Consider the following 18,191-nt stretch of genomic DNA (forward strand, 5'->3'; position numbering starts at 1 on the left):
CAGCTTTGTGAAACATGCCGGAAGCCCGGTGGTGACCGCGTGAAGAACGCTTCATATGCATGACCAGCGCAGAATCAGCCGCCGATCAAGGGCTTGAGCTTGGGCCACACAGAGTCGAGGACCTTCGGCTGGCCGGCGGCGGTGGGATGCAGGCCGTCGTCCTGCATCAGCGCCGGGTTCAGCGCCACACCCTCCAGCAGGAACGGCAACAACCCGGTCTGATACTGCCTGGCCAGGTCGGCGTAGACCGCGCGCAGCCGCTGCCGGTAGGCCGGCCCATAGTTCGGTGGCACATCGATGCCGAGCAGCAGCACCTTCGCGCCAGCGTCACGGCTGAGCACGATCATCTTCTCAAGATTGCCCCGCAGTTCCGCCGGGGTCAGCCCACGCAGCGCGTCGTTGCCGCCGAGTTCGATCACCACCACCGCCGGGCGGTGCTTCTGCAGCAGCGCCGGCAGCCGGGTCAGCGCGCCGGAAGAGGTCTCGCCGCTGATGCTGGCATTGACGACGGACGGTGGCGCCTGCATCTGTTGTTGCAGGCGGCGCTCCAGCAGGGCCACCCAGCCGGACTGGAGCGGGATGTTGTGCGCAGCGCTGAGGCTGTCGCCAACCACCAGCACCGGCCCCGCCGCACCTTTGGCACAGGCGATGGCGGGCAGCAGCAGACACCATGCCAGACAGGCCCAGAGCCAAACGCTGCGCGTCCAGGCAGGCGTTCCTTTCGTATCGTTGCCACGCATCCGGAGATTTCCTCATCGACAGTCTGGCCCCCACTCCCCGCACCGGCATCGCGATCGACGTACGCGATGTCGGCAAATACGTAAGCGGACCGGAGGGCACGGTCCACATTCTCGACAACGTCGGATTGACCATCGGTGAAGGCGACAGCGTCGCCATCGTCGGCGCGTCCGGTTCCGGCAAGACCACCCTGCTCGGCCTGCTCGCCGGCCTGGACCTGCCCACGCGCGGCGAGATCGTGCTCGCCGGGCAATCGCTCAACGCGCTGGACGAGGAAGCGCGCGCCGCGCTGCGCGCGCGCGAAGTCGGTTTCGTGTTCCAGAGTTTCCACTTGCTGCCGTCGCTGACCGCCGCCGAAAACATCGCGCTGCCGCTGGAACTGGCAGGGCGCGAGGATCCGGCGCGGGTACGCGAGGTGCTGGAGGCGGTGGGCCTGACCGCGCGGGCGCGGCACTACCCGCGGCAGCTGTCCGGCGGCGAACAGCAGCGCGTGGCGCTGGCGCGCGCGTTCGTGGCGCGGCCGCGGATCCTGTTCGCCGACGAACCCACCGGCAGCCTCGACCAGGCCACCGGGCAGCAGATCAGCGACCTGCTGTTCGCGCTCAACGCCGGCAGCGACACCACCCTGGTGCTGGTCACCCACGACCTGCGCCTGGCGCAGCGCTGCGAGCACCGCTACCGGCTCGACCGCGGGCGCCTGCGCCAGGCCGAAGCGGTGGCCGACGCATGAACGTGCTGCGCCACGCCGCGCGCGCGCTGCGCCGCGAGCTGTTCGCCGGCGACCTGCTGACCGTGTTCGCCGCGCTGGTGCTGGGCGTGGCGGTGATGACCGCGGTCGGCACCCTGGTCGATCGCGTGACCCTGGCGCTGACCGGCAGCGCCGCCGAGGTGATCGGCGGCGACCTCGGCGTGACCGGGCGCCAGGACATCCCCGCCGCGTTCGCCGCAGAAGCGCAGCGCCGCGGCCTGCGCCACACGCGCCTGGTCAGCTTTCCCAGCGTGCTGTTCCATGGCGATGCCAGCCAGATGGCCAACATCAAGGCGGTCGCCGCCGGCTATCCGTTACGCGGCGAATTGCGGGTCGCACGCGATACCGCCGGCGCCGGCAGCGAGCGCGCCGGCCCGCCGCCGCGCGGCCAGGCCTACGCCGATCCGCGCCTGCTCCAGGCGCTGGGACTGAAGCTCGGCGACGACCTGGAGTTCGGCGCCGGCACGCTGCGCGTGACCCGGGTGCTGCGCGCCGAGCCGGATGCCTCCGGCGAACTGATGCAGTTGTCGCCGCCGCTGCTGGTCAACCGCGCCGACGTCGATGCCGCCGGCCTGCTCGGCCCCGGCAGCCGCGCCTCGTACCGGCTGATGTTCGCCGGCGCGCCGGGCGAGATCGCCGCGCTGCGCCAGTGGCTGGCGCCGCGCGCCAAGGCCTTCCGCCTGGTCGGCATCGAGGACACCCAGCGCGGCGTGCGCGGCGCGTTCGACCGCGCCGGCCGCTTCCTGGCGCTGACCGCGTTGCTGGCGGTGCTGTTGGCCGGCGTCGCCACCGCGCTGGCCGCCAACCGCTTCGCGCTGCGCCGCATCGACACGGTGGCCGTGCTGCGCTGCCTGGGCGCGCGCCAGCGCGACATCCTCGGCGCGCTGGCGCTGCAATTGCTGCTGCTGGCGATTCCCGCCTGTGCGCTTGGCGTGGGCCTGGGCATGCTGGCGCAGATCGGCCTGGTCGAAGCGCTGGGCAGCCTGATCCCGAACCGGCTGCCGCTGCCGCAGGCGACCCCGGCGCTGGCCGGCGCCGGCATCGGCCTGGTGCTGCTGCTCGGCTTCGGCCTGCCGCCGCTGCTGCGGCTGCGCAACGTGCCGCCGATGCGTGTGCTCAACCGCAGCTTCGCCGCGCTGCCGCCGACCTCGCTCGTGGTCTACGCCGCCGCACTGCTCGCCACCGTGGTGCTGGCGGTATATGCCACCGGCGATGGCGTGCTCGCGGCCTGGGTGCTGGGTGGGCTGACCCTGCTGGCCGCGCTCGCCGCGGCGGTCGGCAGCCTGCTGCTGGTGCTGCTGCGGCGGCTGCAATCGCGCCTGCGCGGTCCGTGGAAGCTGGGCCTGGCCGCGCTGACCCGGCGCAGCGCGCTGAGCGTGGTGCAACTGGTCGGGCTGTCGCTGTCGCTGTGCGCGTTGCTGCTGCTGGCGGTGATCGGCCCGGGCCTGCTCGGCCAGTGGCGCGACCGGCTGCCGGCGGATACGCCGAACTATTTCCTGATGAACATCCAGCCCGACCAGGCCGAGCACGTGCTCGGCACGCTGCGCGGGCTGGGCGTCACCGACGCGGCGGTGGAGCCGTTCAGTACCGGCAAGCTGGTGGCGATCAACGGCAAGCCGCCGCAGCGCCAGGAGCAAGGCCCGGAGGACGACGGCGATGGCGCCGATCGGCCGATCAACTTCTCCTGGCGGCATGAGTTCCCCGCCGCCAATCAGTTGTTGTCCGGGCGTTTCTGGGCTGCCGACAGCACCGCGGCGGAAGCCTCGGTGGAGCAAGCCTGGGCGCTGCGCTACGGCCTCAAGCTCGGCGACCGCATCACCCTGCTGCTCGGCGAGCAGCAGCGCAGTTTCACCGTGACCAACGTGCGCAAGGCCGATTGGGATTCGTTCCGGGTCAATTTCTTCCTGTTGCTCAACGCTGGCGCGGTGCAGGACGCGCCGTACAACCTGATCTCCGCGTTCCACCTGCCGCGCGGTTCGGCGGCGCAATTGAGCGTCCTCAGCCGCAGCTATCCGAACGTGTCGCTGCTGGACATCGACGCGATCCTGGGGCGGGTGCGCGAGGTGATCGACCAGGTGGCGCAGGCGGTGCAACTGGTGATGGGCTTCAGCCTGCTGGCCGGCGTACTGGTGTTGCTGGCGGCGCTGCAGGCCACCGCCGGCGAGCGCCGCTACGACAGCGCGGTGCTGCGCACGCTGGGCGCGCGCCGCGGCCAGTTGCGCGGCGCGGTGCTGGTGGAATTCGGCGCGCTCGGCCTGCTCGCGGCGCTGCTGGCGGTCGGCGCGGCGGCGGCGATCGGCGTGGTCGTCGCCAAGCAGGCGTTCGACCTGGCGCTGTCGCCGCCGTGGCCGGCCCTGCTGCTGGGCGGGGTCGGTGGCGTGCTGCTGAGCCTGCTTGCCGGCTGGTCGGGTACACGCCGCATCCTGCGCACGCCGCCGGCGCTGGCGTTGCGCGAGAACTGAGCGTGCGCGGCGATCGCGGCACGCGGTACCCGCCCGCGGCCGCAGCCGCCGCGGGGCGGCCGCCGTTGGCGGCGCGGCGACCGCGCGCAAGCCGCTGGCTGCAAGCGCCGCCGCTTGCCGGCACAATCGCCATTCCCATGTAGAGCATGCTTGGCCGATGAGCGACACCCTCTCACGCAATGGCACGCCGTATCTGGCCTGCATCATGGCCGAGACCCGCAGCGGGCCGTACTACATCGCCACCGCACCGACCCCGCAGGCGCTCGAGGGACTGGGCAGAAACCTGCGCGAGCGCAACAGCGTGCGCGGAGAAACCGAAGATCCGGTCGCGATCCTTGCGGTGTGGTACGAGGAGTGCGAGAACGAAGTGGCCGCATTGCTCCGCGCCGCGGAGATCTCCCAGCTCAGCCATTGCTGGCAGCGCGGCCTGATCGAGTCGTTCAATCCGCAGTGGCTGGACCTCAGCGGGGTATCGGTCGGTTTTCCATGGATCTTCACCCTGCCCGAGCGCAAGGGCTTGAGCTACCACCTGGTGACCGACCTGTAGGCCAACGCCACCGCGCGATGCGCGCCGGGCAAAAAGGGAAGGCGCCAATCCGGGCCGCCTTCCCAGCCTGACGCTGCGCCGGCAGCGGCCTTCAACGCGCGGCGGGCGCCGGCTCCACCCATTGCGCGAACACCGCGGCGATCTTCGCATCGGCCACCGGCTTGCCCTGCTGCACCGCCTCGGCCTGCTCGAACAGCGGCACGATCATCGCCATGCCGTCGAGGCTGGTCTTCAGGTGCACGCCCGGCGGCTGGGCGAGGAACCCGTCCCAGTGCGCGCGCACCCTGGCCCAATAGTCCTGGGTCGCCTTCCAGTAGGCGTAGGCCGGGGTGAAGTCGACATCGCCGGTCTTGACGTAGTCGTTGAAGCCGAATTCGCGCGCGATCGGCTGCTGGCTGCCGTCGGGCTTGCGCAGCACCTTGGTGTTGAACTGCTCGTGGGTCCAGCCGGCCGGGGTCAGCGTGTGCCGGTTGATCACCGCCAGCGCGTTGTAGTCGCTGCGCTTGGTGTATTCGCGCCGCGGCAGCGGGCGCCAGCTCAGGTCGCTGGTCCAGGTCGGGTGGCCGTCGGCGTAGTCCCAGCGGCCGGTGCCGCAGTAGCGCGGCGCGTCGCTGACTTCGTACACGCACTGGGTCCAGGCGCCGCGGGTCGCGGCGGCGGCGAGCGGGCGCACCTGCCAGGTCTGGTCGGCGCTGAATTCGAAACGCTGCGGCGCCTCGTAGCTCCAGTCCTGGCGCCAGTGCTTGGTCACGTGGCCGCTCTTGGGATCGACCAGCAGGTGTTGCAGCACCACCTTGCGCGGGCTGTCTTCGACCACGATCACCACTTCGTTGGCGCCGCTGCGCATCGCCGGCGCGCGCGCGTAACCGGGCTTGAGCAGCACGGTCTCGTCGAAGGCGAAATCCACGGCGTACTCGCCCTGCATCGCCAGGATGCTGGCGCGGTCGCGTTGCGGATCGGCGTCCTCGGCGTGGGCCAGGTTGGTCGCGGCGAACAGGAGCAGGGACAGCAGCGGTGGTTTCATCGTCATGATCGATTCGCGGTGGCGGAGGAAGACATTGCAGTCACGCGCGCTACAGGCGCAGCAGCGGCCACGGCCGTTGCGGATCGTGGCGCGCGGCCGGCAGGCCCAGGCCGGCGCGGGCGCAGCAGCAGTCGTCGACCAGCACTTCGCCTTCGGCCGCTTCCAGCCGCGCGATGCGCCGGGCGATGCTGGCGCCCAGCGGCGATACGCTGGCGACGCTGGCGGCCAGTGCGCCGTCGCTGGCGTGCAGGCGCAGCGCCCGCGCGCGCCAGCTGTCGCCGCTCAGGCGCCCGGCCACGCGCCGCCACAGGCGTTCGGCGACGCCGGCATCGGCGCTGCCGCTGTGGATCGCCGGCAACGCCGACAGCAAGGCGTCCCAGGCGACGAAATCGCTGTCCGGCAGCAGGTACAGGCGCCAGCAGCAGCGTTCCTGGCGATCGTAGAAGCACAGGCTTTCAAGCAGTCCGTCGCTGTCCACGCCGAGCTGCGCGCCGACGCGCAGCGCATGGTTCCAGCCCATCAGTTCCGTACCCAGCTGCGCGCGGTACAGGCACAGCACGGTGCCCAGCGCCGCCAGCTGCGCCGGGCGCGGCAGCGGCGCGGATGCGGCGATCCGGGTCGCGTCGGTGATCGCTGGCGCCGCCTTGCGCATGCGCCCCTACCAGTCCAGCGCCAGGCTAACCGAGACGTTGCGTCCGGCGCCGGTATAGCGGTCGAGCACGCTGCTGCTGGCCAGGGTCGCGCTGGGCAGCGCGTTCCAGTCGATGTAGCGGCGATCGGCCAGGTTGAACACGCCGACGTTGAGCCGCGCGCCAGGGGTGAAGTTCCAGTGCGCGAGCAGATCCAGCGTCGCGTAACCGGAGGGCGTGTAGTACGTCGCCGACACCGGGCGTTGCTTCTTGGCCACGAAGGTCCCGACCAGTTGCACGCCCCAGCTCTGGCGGTCGTAAGCCAGGCCGAGCACGCCGCGTAGCGGATCGATCGCGTTCAGCGGCGCGGCGTCGGTCTTGTTGTCGCCGCGCGCATAGGCGGCGCTGGAGTGCAGCGACCAGCCGGCCCAGCGTGCGGACAGCGCGCCGAACTCGACGCCGGCCTTGGCCTCCACGCCCTCGATCACCACGTGATCGACGTTGCGTGACTGGTACAGCATCAGGCCGTCGGCGTTGTAGCCGACGAAGCTGTAGGACTCGATGAAGTCGCGGTAGTCGTTGTAGTAGCCGCTCAGGCCGAAATAGCCGGCCGCCGCGGTGTAGCGCAGGCCCAGTTCGGTGCCCTTGCTGGTCTCCGGTTTCAGGTCAGGATTGGCGATGGCGGTGTAGCCGAACTGCAGGTTGGTGAAGCCGATGTTGACGTCGTTGTAGGGCGGTGCGCGGAAGCCGTGCGCGTAGTTGGCATACAACGACCACGCATCGTCGATGCGCCAGATCGCGCCGAGCTTGGGCGAGACGTTGCTGTCGGTGACGTTCTCCGCGGCCACACCGGGATTGTCGGCGGCGAAGATCGCATCGACCTGCGGCGACAGCCGGTAGTCGTCCACGCGCAGGCCCGGGATCAGGCTGAAGCGGCCGTCGGCCAGGCGCATCTCGTCCTGCAGATAGGCGCCAGCCTTGCCGGTCTCGGTGACCGGGAAATCGCGCACCGGGAACGTCTCCACACCCACGGTCTTGCTGATCGCGCCGGTGCTCAGGTTCTGCGCGTAGCCGTCGCGCTTTTCGTGGGTGTCGCTCCACGACAGGTCGATGCCGTAGCTGACATCGTGGACCACGCGGCCCTGGTCCAGGTGTTTGTGCAGGTTGGCCTGCAATCCGTACAAGCGCTGGTCGAAGTCGTGTTCCATGTGGCGCACGGTTGTGTTGCTGCGGCGCTCGTCGGTGCGTTGCAGGCTCTGGCTGTCCTGCCGGTACAGCTGCCACTGCAGATCGTCGGCGAGCAGCGTGTCGAGCTGGTCCACTTCGTGGGTCAGCGACACGCGGGCGCGGGTCTGATGGTCGCGGCCGCGCTGCGACAGGATGCTGGAGCTGACGTTGCTCAGCGCATCGATGCCGGAGTAGTCCTCGTTGCCCTCCACGCTCAGCTTGAAGCGCTGGTTCGCGCTCGGCGCGTAGACCAGCTTGCTGAGCAGGCTGCGGCCGTCGCTGCTGAGCGGATTGGGCGCGGTGCGCGCCGCGCCGGTGCTGCGGTTGTCGCCCTGCGTCTGGCTTTCCTGGCCCTGGCGGTGGCTGACCGCGGCCATGCCGCTCCAGCGCTCGCCGCCGAACGCGACCAGCGCGCCGGCGAACAGGCCGTCCCATTCGCTCTCGTAGCCGAACTTCAGACCCACGTAGCTGTGCTGGCCCGGCGCCAGGTAGTCGGCCGGCTCCTTGGTCACGTAGGCGACCACGCCGCCGAGCGCATCGGAGCCGTACAGCGAGCTGGCCGGGCCACGCACGATCTCCACGCGCTTGAGCGTTTCCATATCGACGAGGTTGCGGTTGGCATTGAGATAGTTGCCGAAGCTGAAGGTGTCCGCGACCGGGATGCCGTCGGTCTGGATCAGCACACGGTTGCCGTCCAGGCCGCGGATGCGGATGCCGCCGATGCCGCTGAAGCGACCGCTGTTGCCGGTGACCGCGACGCCGGGGGTGTAGCGCAGCAGGTCTTTCAGGTCGTACACCAGCTCCTGGTCCATCTGCTCGCGGTCGATCACATCGACGCTGCTGGGCACCTCGACGATGGCGCGCTGGGTGCGGGTGGCGGTGACCTGCAGGCGCTCGAAGTCGCGCGGCGTGGCGGCACTGGCGGTGTCTGCGGCAGCGTCTGCGGCAGCGGCATGCGCGCAGGCGGCCAGGGCAAGCCACAGCGCGCGGGTGAGCGGAGCAGTACGGATCATGGAGGTCATCGGTGGGTCGCGAAAAGTCCCGGCCACGCCGGCGCGCAGGCCGGCGCAGAGGCCGAGGAGAGAAACGGTCGCGACTGCGGGCGGCCGCGGCGGACCCATCGGGTCCGGCCAGGTGGCGGCAGTGTCGAGCAGGTGGCCTGGCCGCGCGCTGCGCGGCCGGCCGGATTACTTGGTCAGGATCAGCTTGTCGTTGCTGGTATGGCGCAGGCGATAGACGCGGTCGCCGTGCTGGATCAGCACTTCGCGGCGCCCTTTCAGCAGCGCCTCGCTGCTGATCGTCTCTTCGACCGGGACCGCGCGCGGCAGCGCGCGTTCGCGCAGGCTCAGGGTTTCGGGGTGACGCAACAGGACGGGTTGGGCGGTCATGGTCGGATTCCGTACACAGGGGTCGATACGGATGATAATTATTCTCAATTATTAATCAAGAGCCATTCTCGCTTGAAACGATTCAAGATACCGATCGAAATTCTAATTTCGAAAGCTTCCGCAAATGACTCGACGCCGCGATCCGCACGCTTCATCGACAAGCGATGCGAGGCGCAGGCGCCGGCTCATGCCACCGCACCCTCGACCTGCGCCCACCATGCCGGATCCTCGCGCGTGGCCAGCTGCAGCGCGTCGAAGTTCTGCAGCAACTGGGCGACGCGGCTGGCGCCGAGGATCACCGTGGACACCTGCGGGTTGCGCAGGCACCAGGCGATGGCCAACGCCGCCGGCGCCACGCCCTCGCCCGCCGCCAGCGCGGTGAAACGGCGCGCGCGCTCCACCCGGCGCTGCGCCGGCGGCCCGATCACTTCGTCGTGCAACCAGGCGTTGCTCGCCTGACCCAGCCGCGAAGCCGGGTCGATGCCGTCGTTGTACTTGCCGGTCAGCAGGCCAGAAGCCAGCGGCGACCAGATCGTGGTGCCGAGGCCAAGTTCGACGTATAGCGGCGCGTATTCCTGCTCCACGCGCTGACGATGCAGCAGGTTGTACTGCGGCTGCTCCATCGACGGCCCCTGCAGGCCCAACGCCCGCGCCAGCTGCGCGGCCTCGCGAATGCGGTCGGCCGGCCACTCCGAGGTCCCCCAGTACAGCACCTTGCCCTGCCGCACCAACGCGTCCATCGCGCGCACGGTCTCCTCCACCGGCGTGTCGGCGTCGGGACGATGGCAGTAGTACAGGTCCAGATAGTCCACCCGCAGCCGCATCAGCGCGGCATGGCAGGCGTCGGTGACGTGCTTGCGCGACAGCCCGCGCTGGGTCGGGCGCGGCGCGGCGACCGCGCCGAAATAGACCTTGCTGGACACACAATAGCCATCGCGCGGCAGCCGCAGATCGGCGATCACGTCGCCCATCACCTGCTCGGCGCGGCCGTGCGCGTAGACCTCGGCGTTGTCGAAGAAGTTGACCCCGTGGTCCCAGGCAGCGGCGATCAGGTTGCGCGCTTCGTCGCGGCCGATCTGTCCGCCGACGTTGATCCAGGCCCCGAACGACAGCGCCGACAGCTGCAAGCCGGTGGCGCCAAGGCGACGGTACTGCATGCGAATTCCTCCTGCGGTGCGTGCCGGCGAACGTGGCCGGCGGGCGGCCACACAGTGTAACGAGGCGGCCGTCACGCGCTCGCATTCCACGCGCTGCCTGGATCGGCAACCGATTTCCGGCGCTGAACCGGGTTTACCTTGCCGCCCGTCACCCCCTGCACTACGCTCACTCTCTTTGGTCCGGCGATCCAGGGAACGCAGATGGTCGAGGGTTTGGGGAGGATCGGCTTCGGCCTGTTCGGATTGGCGGTGTTGATCGGGATCACCTGGCTGTTCTCGAACAACAAGCGTGCGGTCGATTGGAAGCTGGTCACGACCGGTCTGCTCCTGCAGATCGGCTTCGCCTCGCTGGTGCTGCTGGTGCCGGGCGGGCGCGAGGTCTTCGACTGGCTGGGGCAGCTGTTCGTGAAGGTGCTGAGCTTCGTCAACGAAGGCTCCAACTTCATCTTCGGTAGCCTGATGGACACCACCAGCAACGGTTTCATTTTCGCCTTCCAAGTGCTGCCGACGATCATCTTCTTCTCCGCGCTGATGGGCGTGCTCTACCACCTGGGGGTGATGCAGGCGGTAGTGCGGGTGATGGCCTGGGCGATCACCAAGGTGATGCGCGTGTCCGGCGCGGAGACCACCAGCGTCTGCGCCAGCGTGTTCATCGGCCAGACCGAAGCGCCGCTGACGGTGCGCCCGTACATCCCGAAGATGACCGAGTCCGAGTTGCTGACGATGATGATCGGCGGCATGGCGCACATCGCCGGCGGCGTGCTGGCCGCCTACGTGGGCATGCTCGGCGGCAGCGATCCGGCGCAGCAGGCGTTCTACGCCAAGCACCTGCTGGCGGCGAGCATCATGGCCGCGCCGGCGACGCTGGTGGTGGCCAAGCTGCTGATCCCGGAGACCGGCACGCCGCTGACCCGCGGCACGGTCAAGATCGACGTGGAGAAGACCACCAGCAACATCATCGACGCGGCCGCCGCCGGCGCCGGCGACGGCCTGCGCCTGGCGCTGAACATCGGCGCGATGCTGCTGGCCTTCATCGCGCTGATCGCGCTGGTCAACGCGCCGCTGACCTGGCTCGGCGACGCCACCGGCCTGGCCGCGGCGATCGGCCACCCGACCAACCTGGCCACCATCTTCGGCTACCTGCTGGCGCCGATCGCCTGGGTGATCGGCACGCCGTGGGCGGATGCGACCACGGTCGGCTCGCTGATCGGGCAGAAGGTCGTGATCAACGAGTTCGTCGCCTACAGCGAGCTGTCGAAAATCGTCAAGGGCGAGATCCCCGGCATGCAGCTGAGCGAGGAAGGCCGGCTGATCGCCACCTACGCGCTGTGCGGCTTCGCCAACTTCAGCTCGATCGCGATCCAGATCGGCGGCATCGGCGGGCTGGCCCCGGAGCGGCGCCAGGACCTGGCGCGGTTCGGCCTGCGCGCGGTGCTCGGCGGTTCGATCGCCACCTTCATGACCGCCACCATCGCCGGCGTGCTGTCGCACTTCGGCTGATGCGATTTCCCTTTCCCCAGTCCTTGTTGAGAAGCAGCACATGCCTATGAGTTCGGTCATCGTCATCGGTTCGTTCAATGTCGACCACGTCTGGCGCTGCGAAACCCTGCCCGCCGCGGGCGCGACCATCGCCGGCCGCTACAGCACCGGCCCCGGCGGCAAGGGCTTCAACCAGGCGGTGGCGGCGGCGCGCGCCGGCGCCCGCACCACCTTCGTGTGCGCGCTCGGCGACGATGCCGGTGGCGCGATGGCGCGCGCATTGGCGGCGCAGGAAGGCATCGACCTGGCCGCCGAGGCCAGCACCGAGCCGACCGGCACCGGCGGCATCTACGTCGATGGCCACGGCCGCAACACCATCGTCATCGGTGCCGGCGCCAACGCTGCGCTGAGCCTGGGCTTCGTGCAGGCGCAACGCACGCTGCTGGGCTCGGCGCGGGTGCTGCTGGCGCAGCTGGAATCGCCGATCGAGACCATCGAGGCCACCCTGGCGCTGGCCCGCGAGACCGGCCTGACCACGGTGCTCAACGCCGCGCCGGCCAATGCGCAGACCAGCATCGGCCTGCTCAAGCTGGCCGACGTGCTGACCCCGAACGAAACCGAGTTCGCCGCGCTGCTGGCGCGCCACGTCGGCGAGCGCGTCGATGCCGACGACGTCGCCGCCACCGATGGCGGCAGCCTGCACGCGCTGTGCCGCAAGCTGTTACCGGGCGGCACCGTGGTGGTCACGCTGGGCGCGGTCGGCGCGTTCATCTCGCATCCGGAAGACCGCCTGCGCGGCGACACCCAGCCGTATTACCGCATCGGCGCCGAGGCGGCGCAGACCGTGGACACCACCGGCGCCGGCGATGCCTTCAACGGTGCGCTGGTCGCCTCGCTGGCGCAGTCGCCGAACGCCAGCTTCGCCACCCACGTGCGCTTCGCCAACCACTATGCGGCGCGTTCGACCGAGGCCGAAGGCGCCGCGGCGTCGATGCCGCGGCTGGCGCCGGATGCCGGCTGAGCCGTCCGCGCCGATGGCGGCATCCGTTCCCGTTCGCCCAGACCACTGCACTCACTGCCCGTCGCCGCGACGGGCCTGATCCCGACAAGGCGTTCTCGATGCCCCGTCGTTGCGTCGCCTGCCTCGCCGCGCTGTGCGCGTTGCTTGCCCCGCTGTGCGCCGTCGCCGCGCCGCGCCGCGCCGCGACTGGAACAGCGGGGTCGCCGACGCCGACCGCGCCGCGGTGACCGTCGAGGCGGACAGCCTGCAACAGGCGATCGCGCCGCATTACGCCGATGCCGATCAGGAACATGGCGCGGCGCTGGCGCGCACGCTGCTGCAGCGCGCGCAGTCGCCGCAGCTGCCGGGCAAGCTGGAAGGCCGCTGGAAGGTGCGTTCGATCCAGGTCGAGCCGCGCTTCGCCTATACCTACCCCTACTTCAAGGCCGAGATCGCGCACGATCCCTGCGGCTATCGCCTGCGCAAGACCAGCGGCTCGCAGCGCCGCAGCGGCACGCTGTCTGCGCTTGCCAAGGACAGCCGCGCATTCGCGTTCCTGGGCGCCAGTACGGTCAACGACGCTCCGCCGGGCCACTACGCCTCCGGCAAAGTCGCCGACGGCAGCAAGGGCAACAGCGTCGGCCGCCTGGTGGCGCTGGAACCCGACGAACTGCTGCTGATCCTGGACGGCAACGCCAAGGACTTCGAGCTGTACCAGCTGATCCGCTGAAGCACGCGCGGCCGGCGCGCGCATGCCGTGTCCGCACCGCCGGCACAACGGCGACATCCGCCTGACATCGAACTGCGGAACACTGGTCACCCTACGCTCGCAACTGCGATTGCGCGACCTCACATCGCCACGATCGCAGGTCCCCACGCGTCGCCAAGGCGGTGCGTCCAGCGCGCGCCAAAACCGACATCTGCCAACGCAGAACGATACTTATTGGATTTACCTGCGCTCGGCAATCGCGCGTCGTGTCGCACACCGCGACCGTCTCCTGTGCACCCGACCGTACACCTTTCCCCCTCCAAAAAACTGACCCCTCCCGATGAAGATGCACACAGGATTGAGCAAGTCCGCGTTGCCCTGCGCGTTGCTGAGCGTTTTGTTGAGTTCCTGCGGCGGCGACGACCCGGACGGCAGCGGCGCGGCCGCGGCCGTCGACCTGACCATGGCCACGCCGAGCGCGTGGTCAGTCACCACCCGCACCCCGGCCGCCGCGCCGCGCGCTGCCGCTGTCACTGCCGCCGCTGCCAGCGAGACGCCCGACGCATCGCTGCGCCGGCCTCTGTCGCCGCACCAGCCGATGTTCCTGATCCATGCCGACACCTGGAACGCGGCCGACCCGCAGAAGATCATCGACCTGATTCCGGCCGACCTGCGCCCTTACACCGTGCTGCTGATCTCCCTGTCGATCAATCACCAGGGCGCCACCGGCAATCAATGCAACTGGATACAGGTGGAGAACGGCCTGGAAACCGCGCGTTCCTGGATCAAGACCGCGGCGGCCAATGGCGTGTGGGCAATGATCCAACCCTCCAGCGGCGGTTTCAGCCACCTTCCCGACTACGCGCCGAATGCAGACCTGGAAGCGACCGCCTACGGCGAATTCTTCCGCGACTACCCCAACTTCATCGGCTTCAACTACGCCGAGCAGTTCTGGGGATTCGACCAGCCCTGCTCGGGTTCGCCCGCGCAACGCTGGGAACACTGGGCCAACCTGCTCAAGCTCACCAACAAGTACGGCGGCTATCTGGCGGTCAGCTTCACCGGCGGCTTCTACAGCGCCAACATCAATCCGCTGGCCATGGTCAAGCGCAACCCGATCTTCAGGAACGCCCTCGGCGCCTATGCCAAGAATTTCATCATCGAAGAGAAATTCACCTCCAATTACGGCTACCACGACATCGAGAGCGTGAGCCTGGGCATGTTCCTGTCGGGCTACGCCGGTCACTACGGCATCCGCACGGACCGCAGCGGCTGGTACAGCAGCGACGGCAGCAGCTATCCGGTGCAGGCCGGCTCGCCGCACCTGATAGAACACTTGACCTTCACCGGCGAAACCGTGTTTGACGGCCCCGAGCAGATCACCCTGGATGCGGTGCACACCCTGCCGAACGCGACCACCGCCGACGGCTACAACAGCCGCCGTTGGGAGTTCTACCCGCATTTCCGCAACATCCAGCTGGACATCTACCGCAAAATCCTGGACGGCACGCTGCGCATCCTCAGCCGCCAGGAAGTGATCGACCGCTCCAAGGTCGTGATCGTCAACGACACCAACACCGGCGACGACAGGAACCTGTATTCCTCGCCGGAAACGCTGTTCTCCGGGCTGTACCTGCTGGACGGCGACGGCACCTACATGAACCAGCACAGCTGGTACAAGAAGACCGGGCGCTATCCCGCCATCCCCACCGTCTGGCAGCTGACCGACGCCACCGCCAAGTCGTTCAAGGTGCAGATCGCCAAGACCGCGTATGCGGCGCGCTGGCCGACCATGACCGCCAAGCTCGACGAACTCAATGCGCTGTTCCCGCAGGAATACACCGGCACCATCTACGCCGGGCGCCAGGACAACACCTGGGTCACCTACAACCCGTCCAAGGCCAACCAGACCGCCAGCGGCACCATCCCGCTCAAGTACAACAGCTGCGCCGCGGTCAGCGTGAACTACGCGCCTTACAGCAGCGGCGTGATCAAGGAATTCCCCGACAGGCTGTCGATCTACCTGAGCAACTTCGACTCCCCCAACGGCGCGCTGAAGACGGACACGATCGATATCGATGGCGCCACCGCCACCCCGACTTACACCTTCGTCGATCGCGGTGATCACCAGCCAAGCAAGATCACCAGCGCGGCGACGGCGGACGGGCTGACGCTGAGCGTGGCGCACAATGGGCCGCTGGACATCACCGTGCACTGCACCGGCAACGCCAGCGGCCGCGCGAGCTCCGCCCCGGTCGCGAGCCTGCAGGCGCCGGACGCGCCGCCCGCCTACACCGGCGTGCAGCAGTACGAGGCGGAGAACTTCGATTTCCGCAACATCCGCAGCCTGGTCGCCAACGGCGTCTCCGGCCCGCTGCGCAACTACCAGGGGATGGGCTACGTCGACTTCGGCACCGGCGGCGGCGCCAGCATCCGCGACGATGTCCGCGTCGCCAGCGCAGGCACCTATCAGTTGCAGACCCGCTATTCGACCGCCGGCGCGAGCATCGCCAACGTGGACCTGTACGTCAACGGCAGCAAGGTCGGCACGCCGGCGTTCGCGCAGACCACCTCGGCCAGCGACTGGGCGACGCTGCAGCAACCGGTGACGTTGAACGCCGGCAGCAACCGCATCGAGTTCCGCGCCAGCGGAACCCGGCCGGCGGCGCTGTACCTGGACAACATCCGCCTGTCGCACTAGTCGACGCGGGGCGGCGCGGCGGACAGCCGGCGCGCCGCCAACCGCAGCGACCTGGGCGCCACGGGGCGGCAGTGCGGCGGCCGCCCCGCTACACTGGCGGCATGCGTATCGGCCCCTACACGATCGAACCGAAGGTGATCCTGGCGCCGATGGCCGGGGTCACCGACAAGCCGTTCCGGCTGCTGTGCAAGCGCCTGGGCGCCGGCCTGGCGGTGTCGGAGATGACCATTTCCGACCCGCGTCTCTGGCAGACGCGCAAATCGCTGCAGCGCATGGACCACGCCGGCGAACCGGACCCGGTCAGCGTGCAGATCGCCGGCACCGAGCCGCAGCAGCTGGCCGAGGCGGCGCGCTACAACGCCGACCACGGCGCGCAGCTGATCGACATCAACATGGGCTGCCCGGCGAAGAAGGTGTGCAACGCCTGGGCCGGCTCGGCGCTGATGCGCGACGAGGCGCTGGTGGCGCGCATCCTCAGCGCGGTGGTGAACGCCTCGCCGGTGCCGGTGACGCTGAAGATCCGCACCGGCTGGGATTGCGACCACCGCAACGGCCCGGCCATCGCGCGCATCGCGCAGGACTGCGGCATCGCCGCGTTGGCGGTACACGGCCGCACCCGCGACCAGCACTACAGCGGCCAGGCCGAATACGCCACGATCGCGCAGATCAAGGCCGCGCTGCGCATCCCGGTGATCGCCAACGGCGACATCGACTCGCCGCACAAGGCCGCGCAGGTGCTGGCCGCCACCGGCGCCGACGCGGTGATGGTCGGCCGCGCCGCGCAGGGCAGGCCGTGGATCTTCGGCGAGATCGCGCATTACCTGGCAAGCGGCGAACTGCTGCCGGCGCCCTCGCTGCCCTTCGTGCGCGACACCCTGCTCGGCCACCTGCAGGCCCTGCACGCGTTCTACGGCGAAGCGCAGGGCGTGCGCATCGCGCGCAAGCACCTGGGCTGGTACGCCAAGGACCGCCACGAGAACGCCGCGTTCCGCGCGGTGGTCAACCGCGCCGAGAGCGCGCAGGCGCAGCTGGCGCTGACCGCCGACTACTTCGATGCGCTGATCGCTGGCGTGCCGCCCGCCTTGCCTACGGCGGCCTGAGCGCCGCGGCGCAGGACCGCGTCATGGGTTCGCAGCAACGCCTCCCCGGATCCGCTCAGTGCGAGCGGGGCTGCCCCGCCGCGCCGGCGGGCGCAACCGTCGCCGGCTCGGTCCAGATACGCCGCCACATCCGCGCCAGCGCCGCGCCGATCTGCCCACGCGCCACCGGCGCGCGGTACGCGGCCTGCACCTGGCGCGGTTCGATCGCCTGCCAGCCGTCGCCGTGCTGCCGCGCCACCGCGAAGTTGAAGTTGTAGTCCGGCTCCAGGCCCATGCGCAGATCGCTGAGCACCAGCTCGCCGTCCTCGACCTGGGCACGCATGAAGCCGCGGTTGAACCAGGCCAGCCGCTGCACCGCCGGTAGCGCGCGCACTTCGCCCAGCGCCTGGGTGTTGGACGGGTACCCCTGGAAGCGCATCGGCCCGCGGTCGGCGACCAGCGAGCGTTCGCCGATCACATAGCCGCTCGGGGTCATCGCCACTACCCGCCACAGCAGCGTGTTGAACGGCATCGGCACCGAGAAGCGCGGCGCGTGCTGCAGGCCCATCGCCGCCAGCGCGCGGTCGGCCTGGCGATCGACGAGTTGCTTGGCCAGCAGCGACCAGCCCAGGTAGGCGCTGCTCAGGATCAGCCCGGCCAGCAGCGCCTGCTGCGCCACGCGCCGCGCACGCGCCCACCAGGCGATGGCGCAGGCCACGAGCAGCCACAGCGTGTAGCCCGGATCGATGATGAACACGCTGGACCACATCACCGGCGGCGGCCGCAGCGGCCACCACAGCTGGGTGCCGTAGACGGTGAACGCATCGAGCAGCGGATGCGTGAGCAAGGCCAGCTGCATCGCCCAGAACCAGCGTCGTGGCGATGCCGCGACACGGCCATGGCCGAAGCGCCGATACAGCCACCAGATCAGCCAGCCGAGCAGCGGCAGCACGAACAGCGAATGGCTGAAGCTGCGATGCACCGTCATCAGCGTGACCGGGTCGCGAGTCAGCGGCAACAGCAGCAGCGCATCGAGATCGGGGACGGTGCCGAGCGCGGCGCCGGCGAGCAGCGCGGCACGGCGCTGCGGCGCCGGCGCGATGGCGGCCGCGACGGCGGCGCCGAGCACGATCTGGGTGAGGGAGTCCATCGGCCGATGCTAGCAGGCGATGGCTTGTGGGCGATTTGAAGAAAACGCGAGGCCGTCGTTGGCTCTCCAGGGACTTGCGGCTACATGGAAGCCGGAGACCGACACCGCCAGCACGCGGCACAACATCCGGATCGGATAGTGAGTCCGTTCACG

Annotated in this window: 15 protein-coding genes; 8 read left to right on the plus strand and 7 right to left on the minus strand. The window is 69.5% G+C overall.

Annotated features, from left to right (window positions below; translation table 11 throughout):
• Positions 1–74: 74 nt before the first annotated feature.
• Entirely contained in the window at positions 75–740 is a 666-nt protein-coding gene (locus ISN38_RS06810; RefSeq protein WP_004426018.1) for an arylesterase, read from the minus strand.
• Positions 741–865: 125 nt separating this feature from the next.
• Between ISN38_RS06810 and ISN38_RS06815 the strand changes: the two genes are divergently transcribed.
• The 3 genes from ISN38_RS06815 to ISN38_RS06825 all read left to right on the plus strand — a co-directional run bounded on the left by ISN38_RS06815 (position 866) and on the right by ISN38_RS06825 (position 4,495).
• Positions 866–1,468: an ABC transporter ATP-binding protein gene (locus ISN38_RS06815; RefSeq protein ID WP_004426017.1), complete on the plus strand. Its 603-nt coding sequence runs from the start codon at positions 866–868 to the stop codon at positions 1,466–1,468.
• Positions 1,465–3,948 (plus strand): ABC transporter permease, encoded by a 2,484-nt coding sequence (locus tag ISN38_RS06820; RefSeq protein ID WP_058358858.1) that lies wholly within the window; start codon positions 1,465–1,467, stop codon positions 3,946–3,948. Before ISN38_RS06815 ends, ISN38_RS06820 begins: the two co-directional genes overlap by 4 nt.
• A gap of 157 nt (positions 3,949–4,105) precedes the next feature.
• Entirely contained in the window at positions 4,106–4,495 is a 390-nt protein-coding gene (locus ISN38_RS06825; RefSeq protein ID WP_003473249.1) for a GIY-YIG nuclease family protein, read from the plus strand.
• A gap of 91 nt (positions 4,496–4,586) precedes the next feature.
• Here the strand turns inward: ISN38_RS06825 and ISN38_RS06830 are convergent, their stop codons facing one another.
• From ISN38_RS06830 to ISN38_RS06850, 5 genes are all read right to left on the minus strand, one after another.
• A complete protein-coding gene (locus tag ISN38_RS06830; RefSeq protein ID WP_003473252.1) occupies positions 4,587–5,519 on the minus strand; it encodes a DUF6607 family protein in 933 nt (310 codons plus the stop codon).
• Between the two features lie 49 nt (positions 5,520–5,568).
• A complete protein-coding gene (locus ISN38_RS06835) occupies positions 5,569–6,171 on the minus strand; it encodes a ChuX/HutX family heme-like substrate-binding protein (protein ID WP_003473265.1) in 603 nt (200 codons plus the stop codon).
• Positions 6,172–6,177: 6 nt separating this feature from the next.
• Complete coding sequence (locus ISN38_RS06840) at positions 6,178–8,388, minus strand: TonB-dependent hemoglobin/transferrin/lactoferrin family receptor (RefSeq protein ID WP_058358866.1); 2,211 nt, start codon at positions 8,386–8,388, stop codon at positions 6,178–6,180.
• Between the two features lie 174 nt (positions 8,389–8,562).
• Positions 8,563–8,763 carry a hemin uptake protein HemP gene (gene hemP / locus ISN38_RS06845; RefSeq protein WP_009577197.1) on the minus strand — a complete coding sequence of 67 codons (201 nt, stop codon included), beginning with the start codon at positions 8,761–8,763 and terminating at the stop codon, positions 8,563–8,565.
• A gap of 185 nt (positions 8,764–8,948) precedes the next feature.
• Positions 8,949–9,920, minus strand: a complete 972-nt coding sequence (locus ISN38_RS06850; RefSeq protein WP_206712114.1) for an aldo/keto reductase — start codon at positions 9,918–9,920, stop codon at positions 8,949–8,951.
• Between the two features lie 201 nt (positions 9,921–10,121).
• Here ISN38_RS06850 and ISN38_RS06855 point away from each other — a divergent pair, with 201 nt between their 5' ends.
• The 5 genes from ISN38_RS06855 to dusB all read left to right on the plus strand — a co-directional run bounded on the left by ISN38_RS06855 (position 10,122) and on the right by dusB (position 16,909).
• The gene (locus tag ISN38_RS06855; protein WP_047324558.1) at positions 10,122–11,420 is read left to right on the plus strand and encodes a NupC/NupG family nucleoside CNT transporter; all 1,299 of its coding nucleotides are present in this window, start codon (positions 10,122–10,124) and stop codon (positions 11,418–11,420) included.
• 46 nt (positions 11,421–11,466) lie between these two features.
• Positions 11,467–12,420, plus strand: coding sequence for a ribokinase (locus tag ISN38_RS06860; protein ID WP_003473277.1), 954 nt, complete (start codon positions 11,467–11,469; stop codon positions 12,418–12,420).
• A 154-nt stretch (positions 12,421–12,574) separates the two neighbouring features.
• On the plus strand, positions 12,575–13,129 hold the full coding sequence (locus ISN38_RS06865; protein WP_230938381.1) for a DUF4893 domain-containing protein: 555 nt from the start codon (positions 12,575–12,577) through the stop codon (positions 13,127–13,129).
• A 319-nt stretch (positions 13,130–13,448) separates the two neighbouring features.
• Positions 13,449–15,809, plus strand: a complete 2,361-nt coding sequence (locus tag ISN38_RS06870) for a glycoside hydrolase family 98 domain-containing protein (protein ID WP_058358857.1) — start codon at positions 13,449–13,451, stop codon at positions 15,807–15,809.
• A 101-nt stretch (positions 15,810–15,910) separates the two neighbouring features.
• Positions 15,911–16,909, plus strand: coding sequence for a tRNA dihydrouridine synthase DusB (gene dusB / locus ISN38_RS06875; RefSeq protein WP_003473284.1), 999 nt, complete (start codon positions 15,911–15,913; stop codon positions 16,907–16,909).
• A gap of 55 nt (positions 16,910–16,964) precedes the next feature.
• Here dusB and ISN38_RS06880 read toward each other — a convergent pair whose 3' ends face one another.
• Positions 16,965–18,038, minus strand: a complete 1,074-nt coding sequence (locus ISN38_RS06880) for a metal-dependent hydrolase (RefSeq protein WP_003473285.1) — start codon at positions 18,036–18,038, stop codon at positions 16,965–16,967.
• Between the last annotated feature and the right edge of the window lie 153 nt (positions 18,039–18,191).

Source organism: Xanthomonas translucens pv. undulosa (assembly GCF_017301775.1).
GTDB classification, from domain to species: domain Bacteria; phylum Pseudomonadota; class Gammaproteobacteria; order Xanthomonadales; family Xanthomonadaceae; genus Xanthomonas_A; species Xanthomonas_A translucens.